The organism is Curtobacterium aurantiacum, assembly GCF_018598555.1.
Classification (GTDB): Bacteria; Actinomycetota; Actinomycetes; order Actinomycetales; family Microbacteriaceae; genus Curtobacterium; species Curtobacterium aurantiacum.
This window is the reverse complement of sequence record NZ_JAHEWN010000003.1, coordinates 107,197-121,402: the sequence shown is the minus strand read 5'-3', so window position 1 is coordinate 121,402 and position 14,206 is coordinate 107,197. Positions and strand designations below refer to the sequence as shown.

General features: G+C 68.9%; 16 protein-coding genes. All 16 read left to right on the top strand.

Going from position 1 to position 14,206, the window contains the following annotated elements:
- Positions 1-26 precede the first annotated feature (26 nt).
- On the top strand, positions 27-1,079 hold the full coding sequence (gene pilM / locus KK087_RS04175; protein WP_214564296.1) for a type IV pilus assembly protein PilM: 1,053 nt from the start codon (positions 27-29) through the stop codon (positions 1,077-1,079).
- Complete coding sequence (locus KK087_RS04170) at positions 1,076-1,852, top strand: PilN family protein (protein WP_214564295.1); 777 nt, start codon at positions 1,076-1,078, stop codon at positions 1,850-1,852. Before pilM ends, KK087_RS04170 begins: the two co-directional genes overlap by 4 nt.
- 1 nt (position 1,853) lies before the next feature.
- Positions 1,854-2,549, top strand: a complete 696-nt coding sequence (locus KK087_RS04165; RefSeq protein ID WP_214564294.1) for a hypothetical protein — start codon at positions 1,854-1,856, stop codon at positions 2,547-2,549.
- 161 nt (positions 2,550-2,710) lie between these two features.
- On the top strand, positions 2,711-3,334 hold the full coding sequence (locus tag KK087_RS04160; protein ID WP_214564293.1) for a CBU_0592 family membrane protein: 624 nt from the start codon (positions 2,711-2,713) through the stop codon (positions 3,332-3,334).
- 27 nt (positions 3,335-3,361) lie between these two features.
- Positions 3,362-3,889, top strand: coding sequence for a DUF6121 family protein (locus KK087_RS04155; RefSeq protein ID WP_214564292.1), 528 nt, complete (start codon positions 3,362-3,364; stop codon positions 3,887-3,889).
- A gap of 36 nt (positions 3,890-3,925) precedes the next feature.
- Entirely contained in the window at positions 3,926-5,077 is a 1,152-nt protein-coding gene (locus KK087_RS04150; RefSeq protein WP_214564291.1) for a hypothetical protein, read from the top strand.
- Between the two features lie 228 nt (positions 5,078-5,305).
- Entirely contained in the window at positions 5,306-5,674 is a 369-nt protein-coding gene (gene rpsL / locus KK087_RS04145) for a 30S ribosomal protein S12 (RefSeq protein WP_017885540.1), read from the top strand.
- Between the two features lie 5 nt (positions 5,675-5,679).
- A complete protein-coding gene (rpsG, locus tag KK087_RS04140) occupies positions 5,680-6,150 on the top strand; it encodes a 30S ribosomal protein S7 (RefSeq protein WP_017885539.1) in 471 nt (156 codons plus the stop codon).
- An 87-nt stretch (positions 6,151-6,237) separates the two neighbouring features.
- Positions 6,238-8,355, top strand: a complete 2,118-nt coding sequence (fusA, locus tag KK087_RS04135) for an elongation factor G (RefSeq protein WP_214529442.1) — start codon at positions 6,238-6,240, stop codon at positions 8,353-8,355.
- A 147-nt stretch (positions 8,356-8,502) separates the two neighbouring features.
- Complete coding sequence (tuf, locus tag KK087_RS04130) at positions 8,503-9,690, top strand: elongation factor Tu (RefSeq protein WP_214529441.1); 1,188 nt, start codon at positions 8,503-8,505, stop codon at positions 9,688-9,690.
- A 172-nt stretch (positions 9,691-9,862) separates the two neighbouring features.
- A complete protein-coding gene (locus KK087_RS04125) occupies positions 9,863-10,840 on the top strand; it encodes a DNA topoisomerase IB (RefSeq protein ID WP_214529440.1) in 978 nt (325 codons plus the stop codon).
- 79 nt (positions 10,841-10,919) lie between these two features.
- Positions 10,920-11,747, top strand: coding sequence for a DarT ssDNA thymidine ADP-ribosyltransferase family protein (locus KK087_RS04120; RefSeq protein ID WP_214564290.1), 828 nt, complete (start codon positions 10,920-10,922; stop codon positions 11,745-11,747).
- Between the two features lie 521 nt (positions 11,748-12,268).
- The gene (gene rpsJ, locus KK087_RS04115) at positions 12,269-12,577 is read left to right on the top strand and encodes a 30S ribosomal protein S10 (protein ID WP_017885534.1); all 309 of its coding nucleotides are present in this window, start codon (positions 12,269-12,271) and stop codon (positions 12,575-12,577) included.
- A 12-nt stretch (positions 12,578-12,589) separates the two neighbouring features.
- Positions 12,590-13,246, top strand: coding sequence for a 50S ribosomal protein L3 (gene rplC, locus KK087_RS04110; protein WP_017885533.1), 657 nt, complete (start codon positions 12,590-12,592; stop codon positions 13,244-13,246).
- Between the two features lie 2 nt (positions 13,247-13,248).
- Entirely contained in the window at positions 13,249-13,908 is a 660-nt protein-coding gene (gene rplD / locus KK087_RS04105; RefSeq protein WP_214564289.1) for a 50S ribosomal protein L4, read from the top strand.
- Entirely contained in the window at positions 13,905-14,204 is a 300-nt protein-coding gene (rplW, locus tag KK087_RS04100) for a 50S ribosomal protein L23 (RefSeq protein WP_027466729.1), read from the top strand. The genes rplD and rplW overlap by 4 nt, the downstream gene beginning before the upstream one ends.
- Positions 14,205-14,206: the final 2 nt, after the last annotated feature.

Below are 14,206 nucleotides of genomic sequence, written 5' to 3'. Positions count from 1 at the left end.
CGAAGACGGTCACGGAAGGACCACCCATGTCGAAGAGCATCGTGGGCGTCGACATCGGCGCCGCCGCGATCCGTGCTGTCGAGGTCCAGGACGCCGACAAGCCGAGGCCGACGATCCTGCGGTTCGCCGAGGTCCCCGTGCCCCCGGGCGCGACGAAGCAGGGGGAGGTGCTCGAGCCGAACACCGTCGCGGGTGCGCTCCGACAGCTCTGGTCGCTCGGGCGCTTCCGTTCGAAGGACGTCGTGCTCGGCATGGGCAACCAGCGGGTGCTGTCGCGCGACCTGACGGTCCCGAAGGCCCCCATCGCGCAGATCCGCGAATCGTTGCCCTTCCAGGTGCAGGACATGCTCCCGGTGCCCGTGGGCGACGCCATCCTCGACTTCTACCCGACGAGCGAGGAGACGGGGGAGAACGGCCCCACCGTGAGCGGTCTCCTCGTCGCCGCGGTGAAGGACGCCGTGCTCGCCAACGTCCGTGCGGTGCAGAACGCAGGCCTCAAGCCGGTCGGTGTCGACCTCATCCCGTTCGCCCTGGCACGCGTGCTGGCGCCGGCGAACCGGTCTGGCACGGTCGCCATCGTCGAGTGCGGCGGCAACACGACGACCGTCGTCATCGTCACCGACGGCGTGCCGAAGTTCGTCCGGATCGTGCCGACGGGCGGCGACGACATCACGCGGCTGCTCGCCGGTCGCCTGTCGATCGACGAGGGGGCGGCCGAAGCCGTCAAACGGCACCTCGGCATGGACCCGGAGCGCGCGAAGACCGGCGACGATGCCCTCGCTGTCGCGGCGGTCCGCGAGACCATGGGCGAACTGCTCTCCAGCCTCCGCAACACCGTCAACTACTTCGTGAACACCCACCCCGCCGAGCCCGTCGCCGAGATCCTGCTCTGCGGGGCGGCGGCTGCGCTGCCGGGCTTCTCCGCAGCGCTCTCGGAGTTCACCCGGACGCCCGTCCGGTTCGGAGCGCCGTTCGCGAACGTCGCGCTCGCGAAGTCCATCCGGGTCGAGGACCTGCACGCCCACGGCGCGTCGATCGCGGTCGCGTGGGGACTCGCCGCGGGAGGGAAGGCAGCATGAGCCAGACGACCGAGTCGAAGGTCGCGCGCACAGGACGGAGCCGTCGCCGAGGGGCGGCGACCGACCCCGCCGTGCGCGTCGCCGCCGAGAGTGCCGAACGCGCCAAACGGCAGCGCCGCACGACCGCCAACGAGATCGTCGTGGGCGGTCGACCGAGCGTCGATCTTCTGCCGACCGAGGTGCTCGCCGACCGGCGCAGCCGGCGGGTGGTCCGCCGGTTGTGGGCTGGGGTCGTCCTCGTGGCCATCGTGGTCGGGATCGCCACCGCAGGAGCCAGCCTGTTGTCCAGCGAGGCGCATGACGACCTGACCCACGCGCAGAACGAGACCCTGTCGCTCCTGCAGCAGCAGGCGAACTACCGCGAGGTCCGGGACACGGAGGCCGGCACAGCTCTGCGGGAGGCAGCGCAGTCGGTCGGGGGGTCCACCGAGATCGCCTGGCAGCCGTACCTCGGCTCGCTGAAGGCTTCGCTCCCCGCCGGCGTCGAGATCACCGGTGTCGCGATCGACTCGGCCACTCCGCTCGAGACGTACGCACAGGCGGACAGCCCGCTGCAGGGCCAGCGGGTCGCGACCCTGACCATCGACGCCCAGAGCCCCACCCTGCCGTCGGTCCCGTCGTGGCTCGACGCGGTGAAGGGCCTCAAAGGCTTCGTCGACGCGACCGCGAACTCGGTGACGCTCGACGAGACGACCGGCACGTACACCGTGAACATGACGATCCACGTCGACGAGGCAGCCTACGACGGCAAGTACCAGGACAAGGGCGAGTGACATGACCCGCAACCGACTCAACATGCTCCTGGCCGTCGTGGCGATGGCCGTGGTGGCGCTCGCCGGGTTCTTCCTCGGCGTGCAGCCCCACCTCGCACAGGCGGCGTCCGACCGCCTCGACCAAGTGTCGGTGGACGCCACGAACCGGACGACGGCGGCGGAGCTCGCCCGACTCAAGGACCGGGCGAAGTCGTTGCCGGAGCTCAAGGCAGAGCTCGCGGCGCTCACCGCCTCGGTGCCGTCGAGCGCGAGCATGTCGTCGTTCTACGGCGCGGTCGACAGCGTTGCCGCCCGGGCAGGCGTCACGGTGTCGGCGATCACGACCTCGGACGCGGTGGCGTACACCGCTCCCGCACCAGCCGCCACGGACACGGCGGCGACGCCGACCGATGGTGCGACCGCCGAGCCGACCACAGGGGCAACCGACGCCGCGACTGCCCCGCTGACCGATCCCGCGATCTCGGCTGCGAACTTCTCGGCGATCCCGGTGTCGGTGTCGATCGACGGATCGTTCGACCAGGCCCTCGCGTTCGTCGGAGGCATGCAGGACGGGGCCCGACTGTTCCTCGTCACCACGGTGTCGTCCTCGGTGTCCCAGGACTCGACCGACCCGGCCGCAGCGGCTGCGACGACGTGGACCTTCGGCGGGTACGTGTACGTCCTGACCGCCGAGCCGGACACCGCCACGAAGGGCTGACCCGACCCCACGGACTGGGGGCGGCCGCGCCGCGCCGACCCCACTTCCGCGACACCCGTCGTTGTGATTACGATGCTGCTGAGCCCGTGATCGCGGCTGCTCATCCCCCTCGAACGGTCGGCTCGAACCGGCCGTTCCTCGTCGTGCCGGAGTCGCGCGTGTTGGTCGGAATCGTCGAATTCCTCGGTTGGTTCGGTGCTGTAACTGTTCTAGCCGGTTACGTCCTCTTCTCCACGGGCAAGATCCCGAACGGCCCGCTCTACCAGCTGTTCAACCTCGTCGGCGGCCTGGCTGTGGCCATCAACGTCGCCGCCCACCACGCCGTCCCCTCGACGATCGTCAACGGCATCTGGGCGGTCGTCGCCGTCGTCGTGCTGGTGAAGATGGGCCGAGCGCGGCGTGCGGCGAAGCGCGACGGAACCGCAGACGCCGAGGCGCCCGTCCTCCACGCGGAACCGGCGGCCACGACCGGGGTCCTGCCGGTCATCGGCCCGGCCCTGCGCAACCACGAGCCGGACGAGGCCGCCGAGGCGGGCGCGGCCACGGGCCTCCAGGCCGAACGCGGAACGGACGCGACGGACGCGACGGCCGAGACGGCCGAGACCGAGACGTCCGAGGCCGCCGCGAAGTCGCCGGGCACCGCGCCCGCCCCGATGACGGACACCGTCCCGATCATCACCGCGACGATCGCGCTCGCGCTGGTCGCGGCGGCGCAGGAGCAGTCCGAGCGGGCGGACCGTCGCGAGCACGCCGACGATGCGAACCACGCGGAAACCGCTCGCTGACCAGCCGCTCGGCGATACGATCGGCCCATGTCCCGGTGGTTGATCGCGACGATGACGTCGGTCCTCTTCATCGCGCTCGTGATCGCCGTCACGGGCTTCGAAGCGCTGCTCGCCGACGTCGAGGTCATCTCGCAACCGGACGCGACTCCGTACCTCGGCCCGGCGATGGTGGTCGCGGCTGCGATCGTCGTCTTCCTCGCGACCGCCGCCGGCGTGCGTGACGGCAACCCGGGGGTGACGGCCCTGGTCGCGGCGGCGACGGTCTACCTCGTGATGCTCGGCGTCGGAGCCGTGGGGTACGCGCTCGTCCGCTCGGACGCGACCGAGCTCCTCGTCTTCCCCGCCGGGTACGCCCTCGGCCCGTTCGTGGTCGGGTCCGTCGTGGTGGCGCTCCTGTCGGTCCTCGGCGGGATCGCGATGGCTCGCCACCAGGTGCGTGTGGCGGGCGGAGCCGGCGCGGTCGGTGGTGCCCGCACGGCGGGCGGCGCGGAAGCGGCGGACGAGCGTGCGCGACGGGACCGGACGATCACGGGCGAGGAGTCCGCCGGGCGGTAGTCTGCGGGGGCACGACGCACACGCAACGGGGGAACGATGAGCGACCAGCACGCGCAGGATCTGGACCAGCAGGGCGGCTGGGGAGCCGTCCCGGCGGTGGCGTCCATCCGTGGCACGACCGCGACGCCCGCGCCGGTACCAGGACCAGGGCCGCAGCGCCCCCGCCGGAAGCTCCGCCGCGGTCAGCTCGTCGGCATCATCTCGGGCGGCACGGCGGTCGTCCTGTTGCTCGTCGCCGGGGTCGTCGGGTACTCCGTCGGTTCCTCCTCGCACTCCGCCGACCGCCCGGTGCGGGCCTTCCTCGACGACCTGACAGCCGGACGCGTGGCCGACGCCCTCGACGACGCGGGCATCGAACGCGACAAGTCCGACGTGCTGCTCGGCGACGCTGCCTACGCGAAGGCGTCCGACAAGGTCACCGGCTACCGCGTCGCCGCGACGCGGACGGAGGGCGACACCGCGACGGTCCGCACGTACCTGCGACAGGGCGGGCAGGACGTCGCTGCGACCTTCACCCTCGACAAGACCGGGACGGACTGGGGTGTGTTCCCGATCTGGGAGCTGCAGGCCCCGGAGCTCGGCACGGTCGACGTCGCCGTGCGGGGGCCGTCCGGCGCCTCGGTCAGCGTCGCTGGTCGGAGTGCGAAGACCGCGAAGGACGGCACGGTGAGCCTCCGTGCGCTGCCCGGGACCTACGACGTCGCGTTCGACGGCGGCAAGTGGACCACGGCCCGCGGGGGCTCGGCGTCCGTGAACGGGTTCGGACGGTCGACCTCCACCCCCGTGCAGATGACAACGACCCTCACGACCGCGGGCCAGCAGGCCGCGAAGCGCGCGGTGGACGACTGGGTGGACGCCTGCATCGCCTCCACCGACGCCGCCCCCGCCGGGTGCAGCTTCTACGCGTACGGGCAGAACCCGGCCTACACGTACACGAACCAGAAGTGGACGCTCGAGACGCGGCCGACGGTCCGGGTCGGCAGCTGGACGACGAACGGCTGGCTCATCACGACGACGACGTTCGGCCGGGCCACGTACACGGCGGACATCTCGGGCGCAGCCGGCACCGGGACGGCTTCGGCCGGGCCCCTCAACGTGAACGCGAGCGGGTACGTGACGAGCTTCTCGTCCGACGGGGCCACGTTCCGCTCCGCGGTGGGCAACGGGTCCTCCGACACCAGCTCATGACGGTGTCCGTTCCCCGGGTGACCCGGATTGATTTCGTCCCGTTACGCGGGTAGTCTCTACCGGGTGTGCGCCCTCGGGCGCGCCCGAAAAGTCCGGCGAGCGGGATCGCCCAGCCGGACCACTCCGTCCCCCACTCGAACATCCGCCGTCCGGCGGTGATCAGCGTGGGACGAGGAAGCCGGCGGAACGCGCCGGCCAGAGAGCACGAGCGAAGAACCAGGAGAACAGTTGCCTACTATTCAGCAGCTGGTTCGCAAGGGTCGTACGCCGAAGGTCACCAAGACCAAGGCGCCCGCCCTGAAGGCGAACCCCCAGCAGCGTGGTGTGTGCACCCGCGTCTACACCACCACCCCGAAGAAGCCGAACTCGGCACTGCGCAAGGTCGCTCGTGTCAAGCTCTCGAACGGCACCGAGGTCACGGCCTACATCCCCGGTGAGGGCCACAACCTCCAGGAGCACTCGATGGTGCTCGTCCGCGGCGGTCGTGTGAAGGACCTCCCGGGTGTGCGGTACAAGATCATCCGTGGCGCCCTGGACACCCAGGCAGTCAAGAACCGTAAGCAGGCTCGTAGCCGCTACGGCGCGAAGAAGGGTTGAGTTAGATGCCTCGTAAGGGTCCCGCCCCCAAGCGTCCCGTCGTCGCCGACCCGGTCTACGGTGCGCCGATCGTCAGCCAGCTCGTCAACAAGATCCTGCTCGACGGCAAGAAGGGCCTCGCCGAGCGCATCGTCTACGGTGCACTCGAAGGCGTTTCCGCCAAGAACCAGCAGGACGCCGTCGTGACGCTGAAGAAGGCGCTCGACAACGTCCGTCCGACCCTCGAGGTCCGCAGCCGCCGTGTCGGTGGCTCGACCTACCAGGTCCCGGTCGAGGTCAAGCCGCACCGCGCGAACACCCTCGCGCTCCGTTGGCTCACCTCGTACGCCAAGGCCCGTCGCGAGAAGACGATGACCGAGCGTCTCATGAACGAGATCCTCGACGCGTCCAACGGTCTCGGTGCCGCGGTCAAGCGCCGCGAGGACACGCACAAGATGGCCGAGTCGAACAAGGCCTTCGCCCACTACCGCTGGTAGTCCCGGCACCGTCCGGGCGCCGGTGGTCAAGAACCCCGGCGCCCGGACGGCCGCCAACCTCTCCTACAACTCTTCCGGAGGAACCCTGTGGCACAGGACGTGCTCACCGACCTGAACAAGGTCCGCAACATCGGCATCATGGCGCACATCGATGCCGGCAAGACCACGACGACCGAGCGCATCCTGTTCTACACGGGCATCACGCACAAGATCGGTGAGGTCCACGACGGCGCTGCCACGATGGACTGGATGGCGCAGGAGCAGGAGCGCGGCATCACGATCACGTCGGCCGCGACGACCTGCTTCTGGGACAACAACCAGATCAACATCATCGACACCCCCGGTCACGTGGACTTCACGGTCGAGGTGGAGCGCTCGCTCCGCGTCCTCGACGGTGCGGTCGCCGTCTTCGACGGCAAGGAGGGCGTCGAGCCCCAGTCCGAGACCGTCTGGCGTCAGGCCGACAAGTACGACGTCCCGCGCATCTGCTTCGTCAACAAGATGGACAAGCTGGGCGCCGACTTCTACTACACCGTCGACACCATCGTGAACCGCCTCGGCGCCGAGCCCCTCGTGCTCCAGCTGCCGATCGGTTCCGAGAGCTCGTTCGAAGGCGTCGTCGACCTCGTCCAGATGCGTGCACTCACCTGGCGCGGCGACGCCAAGGGTGACGTCGCGATGGGCGCGAAGTACGAGATCGAAGAGATCCCGGCCGACCTGCAGGACCGTGCCGCCGAGTACCGCGAGAAGCTCATCGAGCGCGTGGCCGAGGCGGACGACGTCCTCATGGAGCGCTACCTCGAGGGCGACACCGACTTCTCGGTCGCCGAGATCAAGGCAGCCATCCGTGCCCTCACCGTGAGCAGCACGCTCTACCCGGTCCTCTGCGGTTCCGCGTTCAAGAACCGTGGTGTCCAGCCGATGCTCGACGCCGTCATCGACTACCTCCCGTCCCCGCTCGACGTGCCGCCGATGATCGGCCACGACGTCAAGGACGAGGAGAAGGAGATCATCCGCAAGCCCGACGCGACCGAGCCGTTCTCGGCCCTCGCGTTCAAGGTCGCGGTGCACCCCTTCTTCGGTCGTCTCACGTACGTCCGCGTCTACTCCGGCTCGATCGAGTCCGGTGCCCAGGTCATCAACTCGACCAAGGGCAAGAAGGAGCGCATCGGGAAGATCTTCCAGATGCACTCCAACAAGGAGAACCCGGTCGCCAACGTGACCGCTGGCCACATCTACGCGGTCATCGGCCTCAAGGACACCACCACCGGTGACACCCTGTGCGACCCGACCAACCAGGTCGTCCTCGAGTCGATGACGTTCCCGGAGCCGGTCATCGAGGTCGCCATCGAGCCGAACACGAAGGCCGACCAGGAGAAACTCTCCACGGCCATCCAGAAGCTCGCCGAAGAGGACCCGACGTTCCGCGTCGAGCTCAACGCCGAGACCGGTCAGACGACGATCAAGGGCATGGGCGAGCTCCACCTCGACATCCTCGTCGACCGCATGAAGCGCGAGTTCCACGTCGAGGCGAGCGTCGGCAAGCCCCAGGTGGCCTACCGCGAGACGCTCACCAAGGTCGTCGAGCGCTACGACTACACCCACAAGAAGCAGACCGGTGGTTCCGGCCAGTTCGCGAAGGTGCAGATCGCGCTCGAGCCGATGGAGGTCACGAGCGAGAAGGTCTACGAGTTCGTCAACGCGACCTCGGGTGGCCGTGTCCCGCGCGAGTACATCCCGTCGGTCGACGCCGGTATCCAGGACGCCATGCAGGTCGGCATCCTCGCGGGCTACCCGACGGTCGGCGTGAAGGCCACCCTCAAGGACGGCGCGGCGCACGACGTCGACTCGTCCGAGATGGCGTTCAAGATCGCCGGTTCGATCGCCTACAAGGAAGCCGCTCGCAAGGCGGGTCCGGCGATCCTCGAGCCGATCATGGCCGTCGAGGTCCGTACTCCTGAGGAGTACATGGGCGACGTCATCGGTGACCTGAACTCCCGTCGTGGCCAGATCGCCTCGATGGAGGACGCCTCGGGCGTCAAGGTGGTCCGCGCGAGCGTGCCGCTGTCCGAGATGTTCGGCTACGTCGGCGACCTGCGGTCGAAGACCTCTGGTCGTGCGGTCTACTCGATGACCTTCGAGACCTACAGCCAGGTCCCGGCCAAGGTCGCCGAGGAGATCATCGCGAAGAACGCGGGGGAGTAGCGCTCAGCGCTTCTCCACAGGCGGGGGCGCCCGGCGACGGGCCCCTCGCCACCAAGTAAAGTACAGACACACACCGCGCACCAACGGTCCCGAGCCCATCCAGGGCCGGCCGGGGGTGACGCTTCCGAGTCCTGAGGAGGACCCACAGTGGCCAAGGCCAAGTTCGAGCGCACCAAGCCGCACGTCAACATCGGAACCATCGGTCACGTCGACCACGGCAAGACCACGCTCACGGCGGCGATCACCAAGGTTCTGCACGACCAGTACCCGGACCTCAACGAGGCCCGCGACTTCGCGCAGATCGACAACGCTCCCGAGGAGCGCCAGCGCGGCATCACGATCAACATCTCGCACGTCGAGTACCAGACCGAGAAGCGTCACTACGCGCACGTCGACGCCCCCGGTCACGCCGACTACGTGAAGAACATGATCACGGGTGCGGCACAGATGGACGGCGCGATCCTCGTGGTCGCCGCCACCGACGGCCCGATGCCCCAGACGCGTGAGCACGTCCTGCTCGCCCGCCAGGTCGGCGTCCCCTACATCGTCGTCGCACTGAACAAGTCCGACATGGTGGACGACGAGGAGATCCTGGAGCTCGTCGAGCTCGAGGTCCGCGAGCTCCTCGGCTCGCAGCAGTTCGACGAGGACGCCCCCGTCGTGCAGGTCTCGGCGCTCAAGGCGCTCGAGGGCGACGAGAAGTGGGTCAAGTCGGTCCAGGACCTCATGGCCCAGGTCGACGAGCACGTGCCGGACCCGGTGCGCGCCACCGACCAGCCGTTCCTGATGCCGATCGAGGACGTCTTCACGATCACCGGTCGTGGCACGGTCGTCACCGGTCGCGTCGAGCGTGGCACGCTCAACCTGAACGAGGAGGTCGAGATCGTCGGCATCCGCGCGACGCAGAAGACCACCGTCACGGGCATCGAGATGTTCCGCAAGCTGCTCGACCAGGCGGTCGCCGGTGACAACACCGGTCTGCTCATCCGTGGCCTCAAGCGCGAGGACGTGGAGCGCGGCCAGGTCGTCGTGAAGCCGGGTTCGGTCACGCCGCACACCGAGTTCCAGGCGAACGCGTACATCCTGACCAAGGACGAGGGTGGGCGTCACAACCCGTTCTACGCGAACTACCGCCCGCAGTTCTACTTCCGCACCACGGACGTCACCGGCGTCATCACGCTGCCCGAGGGCACCGAGATGGTCATGCCCGGTGACACCGTCGCCATGACCGTCGAGCTGATCCAGCCGATCGCCATGGAGGAGGGCCTCCGCTTCGCCATCCGTGAGGGTGGTCGTACGGTCGGCGCCGGTACGGTCGAGAAGATCCTCAAGTAACTCTCGTTACCTGCGACAGCGGGGTCGGGCCTCCGGGCCCGGCCCCGCTTCGTCGTGTGCGGCCGCTGCCGGGCCGTACAGGGCACCGGACGGGAGGCTCGGGGCTGCGTCCGCCCCGCGCCTCCCGTCCGCCCCGTGACCCGTCACAGGCGTCCCGGAGTTGGCTCGACGAGTGACACGTCTCCGCAGATCCGCGACCTCCGGTCGCGGCTACCACCGCGTCCGATCCGGGAGCGGTTTCTCGTTCCGCGACCCCGACGGCAAGACGGTGACCGACCCGGAGGAGCGCCGTCGGCTCGAGGAGTTCGTGATCCCGCCGGCGTGGGACGACGTCTGGATCTCCCCGTACGCCAACGGGCACATCCTCGCCACCGGTACGGACGGGGCCGGCCGACGGCAGTACATGTACCACCCGTCGTGGCGTGAACGGATGGACCGCATCAAGTACGACCGCGCCCTCGCACTCGCCGAGTCGCTGCCGGTCGCCCGACGTGGTGTGACCCAGGACCTCCGTCGCCCTGAGCCGGACCGCCGCCGGGCGCTGGCCGCGGCGTTCCGCATGCTCGACCAGGGATCGCTCCGGGTCGGGTCCGAGCGGTACGCGACCGAGCACGGCAGCCGGGGACTCTCGACGCTGCTCTGCGCGCACGCCCACGTCTCGGGTGACGACATCGAGCTCGACTTCCCGGGCAAGAGCGGACAGGAGTGGTCGTCGTCGATCCACGACCACGACCTCGCGCGTGTCATCGCGGGCATGAAGCGCCGTGGCCCGAACGCGCGGCTGCTGTCGTTCCGCGAACGTCGTGGGGCCGAGTGGGAGCCCCTCTCCGCCGAGGACATCAACGCCTACGTGAAGGAGCGCGCCGGCGACGAGTTCACCGCGAAGGACTTCCGCACGCTGCACGGGACGGTCGCCGCTGCCGTGGACCTGGCGAAGACCGGGCCGCAGTCGTCGCAGGCGAAGCGGAAGAAGGCCGTTTCGCATGCCGTGAAGGCCGCCAGTGAAGAACTCGGCAACACCCCGACGGTGTGCCGACAGAGCTACATCGACCCCCGTCTGCTCGACGCGTACGATCACGGGGAGACCATCGATCCGAACCGCCTGGCGTCAGCCGAGGCCGAGGTCCGGGCCCTGCTCTACCGACAATGACCCCGGGACGGCCCGGATGACGTAGCGTTGGTCGACGTGCCGGACCACCCCACACGGCACGGAAGGACCCACAACAGTCGTGACCGACGAGTGCATCCACGGTTTCCCCACCGAGCTCTGCGACATCTGCGCACCCCGGCAGCGCGAAGCGTCGGAGATCCCAGCCACCCCGGCCCCCCGCCGGACCCGCATCACCACCAACCTGCGCGTCGACCCACCGGCCTCCGGCCCCGGGACGTCGCTCCGGTCGCCGACGTCGCTCCGCTCGTCGTCCGCCGACCTCCCCGAGGCGCGTGAGTTCGCAGCGCTCCGTGCCCACCACGTGACCCACATCGACAACCTCGACGGCATCGTCGGGGCTGCTGCGATCCTCGCATCCGACCAGGCCGAGCCCGTCGTCGACGTCAGCTCCGCCGGTACCCGCGCCGCCCGCGCCGAGGCCGAGGCGCCGGACGGCTCCTCGATCGCCGGGCACGTCCCGTTCATGCTCTCGCCCGATGCCACCCGCTGGGACGAGCTCCGGACGGGCGCCGAGGGTGAGCGCTGGTCGGACGCGGCCCGCCGGACACGTGCCGTCGACTACGTCGTGCTCGTCGTGCCGGTCTCGGCGTTCGGTGCCTCCGTCATCGTCGCCGACCAGGACGCCGACGCCGACGACGTCCGGTTCGCCGTCGGCCCGGACGCCGCGACGAACCTGATCCGGCGCACGGACTTCAGCGACCCGGAGATGCACGGCCTCGAGCTGCTCGCCGGCCCGAGCGTGCCGTTCACCTCGGTGGCCGTCATCGGTGTGCCGAACGACAAGGCTCGGCAGACCGTCCGCGCCGTGCTCGCCGACCACGGGGGACACGCGCCCCGGGTGGCCGTCTTCCCGCCGTGGTTCGTGCCGCCGGTGACCGCCGAGTGACGGTCTCCTGACACGTGTCGACGCACCCTCCGGACCATGTCCGGAGGGTGCGTCGCGTTGCGGGGCCGAGCCGGGCCTCCATGCCGTCCGATCCGCGTGCATCCGGGAAAACGAGCCGGCGGGACACGCCCGGCAATTCACGACACGCCCGGGTTGCACGTGGGCCGGGGCTATGCGAGACTTGTCCGGTTCCGAATTCCCCGTGGGTGTACGCCCACAGGATCACTGCTCTGGCAGTGCACAACCCCCTTGTTCAGCAGGGCTGGGTTGGGCCGCAGGCAGCAGAACACGACTCCCCGAGAGGTGACGGACGCAGTGTACGACTGCTGCGCCCGGAGCACGAGGCAGTCGATTGCCCACGCTGGACGGCCACGGTCGCCCGCGAGGTTGACAGGTGAACAGCGGTCATCCCCAGTGGATGCGGCCGGTTGGTTCAGGAAAACAGCACGGTCCGCAGGAATGCGGAACCGAGCGGCGTCAGGCGGCCAGAGGGTGCGCGGCGCAGAGAGGACAAGAGACACATGGCGGGACAGAAGATCCGCATCCGGCTCAAGTCGTATGACCACGAGGTCATCGACACGTCGGCCCGGAAGATCGTCGACACGGTGACCCGTGCCGGTGCGACCGTGGTCGGCCCGGTGCCGCTCCCCACCGAGAAGAACGTGATCGCAGTGATCCGTTCCCCTCACAAGTACAAGGACTCGCGCGAGCACTTCGAGAAGCGCACGCACAAGCGGGTCATCGACATCGTCGACCCGACGCCGAAGGCCGTGGACTCGCTCATGCGACTCGACCTGCCGGCCGACGTCAACATCGAGATCAAGCTGTAAGGGGGCTGACCAATGGCGAACTCAACCAAGACCGTCAAGGGCCTCCTCGGCAAGAAGCTCGGGATGACCCAGGTGTGGGACGAGAACAACAAGTTCATCCCCGTCACCGTGATCGAGGTCGGCCCGAACGTGGTCACCCAGATCCGCAACGCTGAGCGCGACGGCTACGAGGCGATCCAGATCGCCGCCGGTGCGATCGACCCGCGCAAGGTCAACAAGCCGGCCGCTGGCCACTTCGAGGCCGCTGGCGTGACCCCGCGTCGCACCCTCACCGAGATCCGTACCAACGACTCCGCTGAGTACACGCTCGGCCAGGAGCTCACCGTGGACAGCACGTTCACGGCGGGCCAGAAGGTCGACGTCGTCGGTACCTCCAAGGGCAAGGGCTTCGCCGGTGTCATGAAGCGCCACGGCTTCCACGGCGTCGGCGCCTCGCACGGTGCGCACCGCAACCACCGCAAGCCCGGCTCGATCGGTGCTTCCTCGACCCCGTCGCGCGTCTTCAAGGGCATGCGCATGGCTGGTCGTATGGGTGGCGACCGCGTGACCGTCCTCAACCTCACGGTGCACGCCGTCGACGCCGAGAAGGGTCTGCTGCTCGTCAAGGGCGCCGTCCCCGGTGCTCGTGGCCGCTCCGTCTTCGTCCGCACCGCCGTGAAGGGTAAGTGATCATGGCCACCACGACCGCAACCACGATCGACGTCCTCGACGCATCGGGTGCCAAGTCCGGCACCGTCGAGCTCCCCGCAGCTCTCTTCGACGTCGAGACCAACGTCCCGCTGATCCACCAGGTCGTCACCGCGCAGCTCGCAGCCGCGCGTCAGGGCACCCACAAGACCAAGAACCGTGGCGAAGTCCGCGGTGCCGGTCGCAAGCCGTTCAAGCAGAAGGGCACCGGCCGCGCCCGTCAGGGTTCCGTCCGTGCTCCTGAGCACACCGGCGGTGGCGTCGTCCACGGACCGACCCCGCGCGACTACTCGCAGCGCACCCCGAAGAAGATGATCGCCGCTGCTCTGCTCGGCTCGCTCTCGGACCGCGCCCGCGGTGGCCGCATCTCCGCTGTGGAGGGCTTCGTCGCGGCTGAACTGCCGTCGACCAAGACCGCCCGCACGCTCCTCGAGAAGGTCGCGCCCGTCAGGAACGTGCTCGTCGTGCTCGAGACGGACGACGAGCTGACGCTCAAGTCGATCCGCAACCTGTCGAACGTCCACGCGCTCTCGTACGGCCAGCTCAACGCCTACGACGTGCTGCGTTCGGACGCCGTCGTCTTCAGCAAGAGCGCCCTCGACGCCTTCATCGCGTCGAAGACCGCGAAGGAGATCACCGCATGAGCGGCTTCAACAAGGACCCGCGCGACGTCATCATCTCGCCGGTCGTCTCGGAGAAGAGCTACGCGCTCATCGACCAGGGCAAGTACACGTTCATCGTGGACCCCCGCTCGAACAAGACCGAGATCAAGCTCGCCATCGAGAAGATCTTCGACGTCAAGGTCGCGAGCATCAACACGCTGAACCGTCCGGGCAAGACCCGTCGCACCAAGTTCGGTCTCGGCAAGCGCAAGGACACCAAGCGCGCCATCGTGACGCTCAAGTCCGGTTCGATCGACATCTTCACGGCTGTCGGCTGAGG

Excerpts from the sequence above, each read along its gene's own strand:
- pilM (WP_214564296.1), top strand. The coding sequence starts at position 27 with ATGTCGAAGAGCATCGTGGGCGTCGACATCGGCGCCGCCGCGATCCGT.
- KK087_RS04170 (WP_214564295.1), top strand. The coding sequence starts at position 1,076 with ATGAGCCAGACGACCGAGTCGAAGGTCGCGCGCACAGGACGGAGCCGT.
- KK087_RS04165 (WP_214564294.1), top strand. The coding sequence starts at position 1,854 with ATGACCCGCAACCGACTCAACATGCTCCTGGCCGTCGTGGCGATGGCC.
- KK087_RS04155 (WP_214564292.1), top strand. The coding sequence starts at position 3,362 with ATGTCCCGGTGGTTGATCGCGACGATGACGTCGGTCCTCTTCATCGCG.
- KK087_RS04150 (WP_214564291.1), top strand. The coding sequence starts at position 3,926 with ATGAGCGACCAGCACGCGCAGGATCTGGACCAGCAGGGCGGCTGGGGA.
- rpsG (WP_017885539.1), top strand. The coding sequence starts at position 5,680 with ATGCCTCGTAAGGGTCCCGCCCCCAAGCGTCCCGTCGTCGCCGACCCG.
- rpsJ (WP_017885534.1), top strand. The coding sequence starts at position 12,269 with ATGGCGGGACAGAAGATCCGCATCCGGCTCAAGTCGTATGACCACGAG.
- rplC (WP_017885533.1), top strand. The coding sequence starts at position 12,590 with ATGGCGAACTCAACCAAGACCGTCAAGGGCCTCCTCGGCAAGAAGCTC.
- rplD (WP_214564289.1), top strand. The coding sequence starts at position 13,249 with ATGGCCACCACGACCGCAACCACGATCGACGTCCTCGACGCATCGGGT.
- rplW (WP_027466729.1), top strand. The coding sequence starts at position 13,905 with ATGAGCGGCTTCAACAAGGACCCGCGCGACGTCATCATCTCGCCGGTC.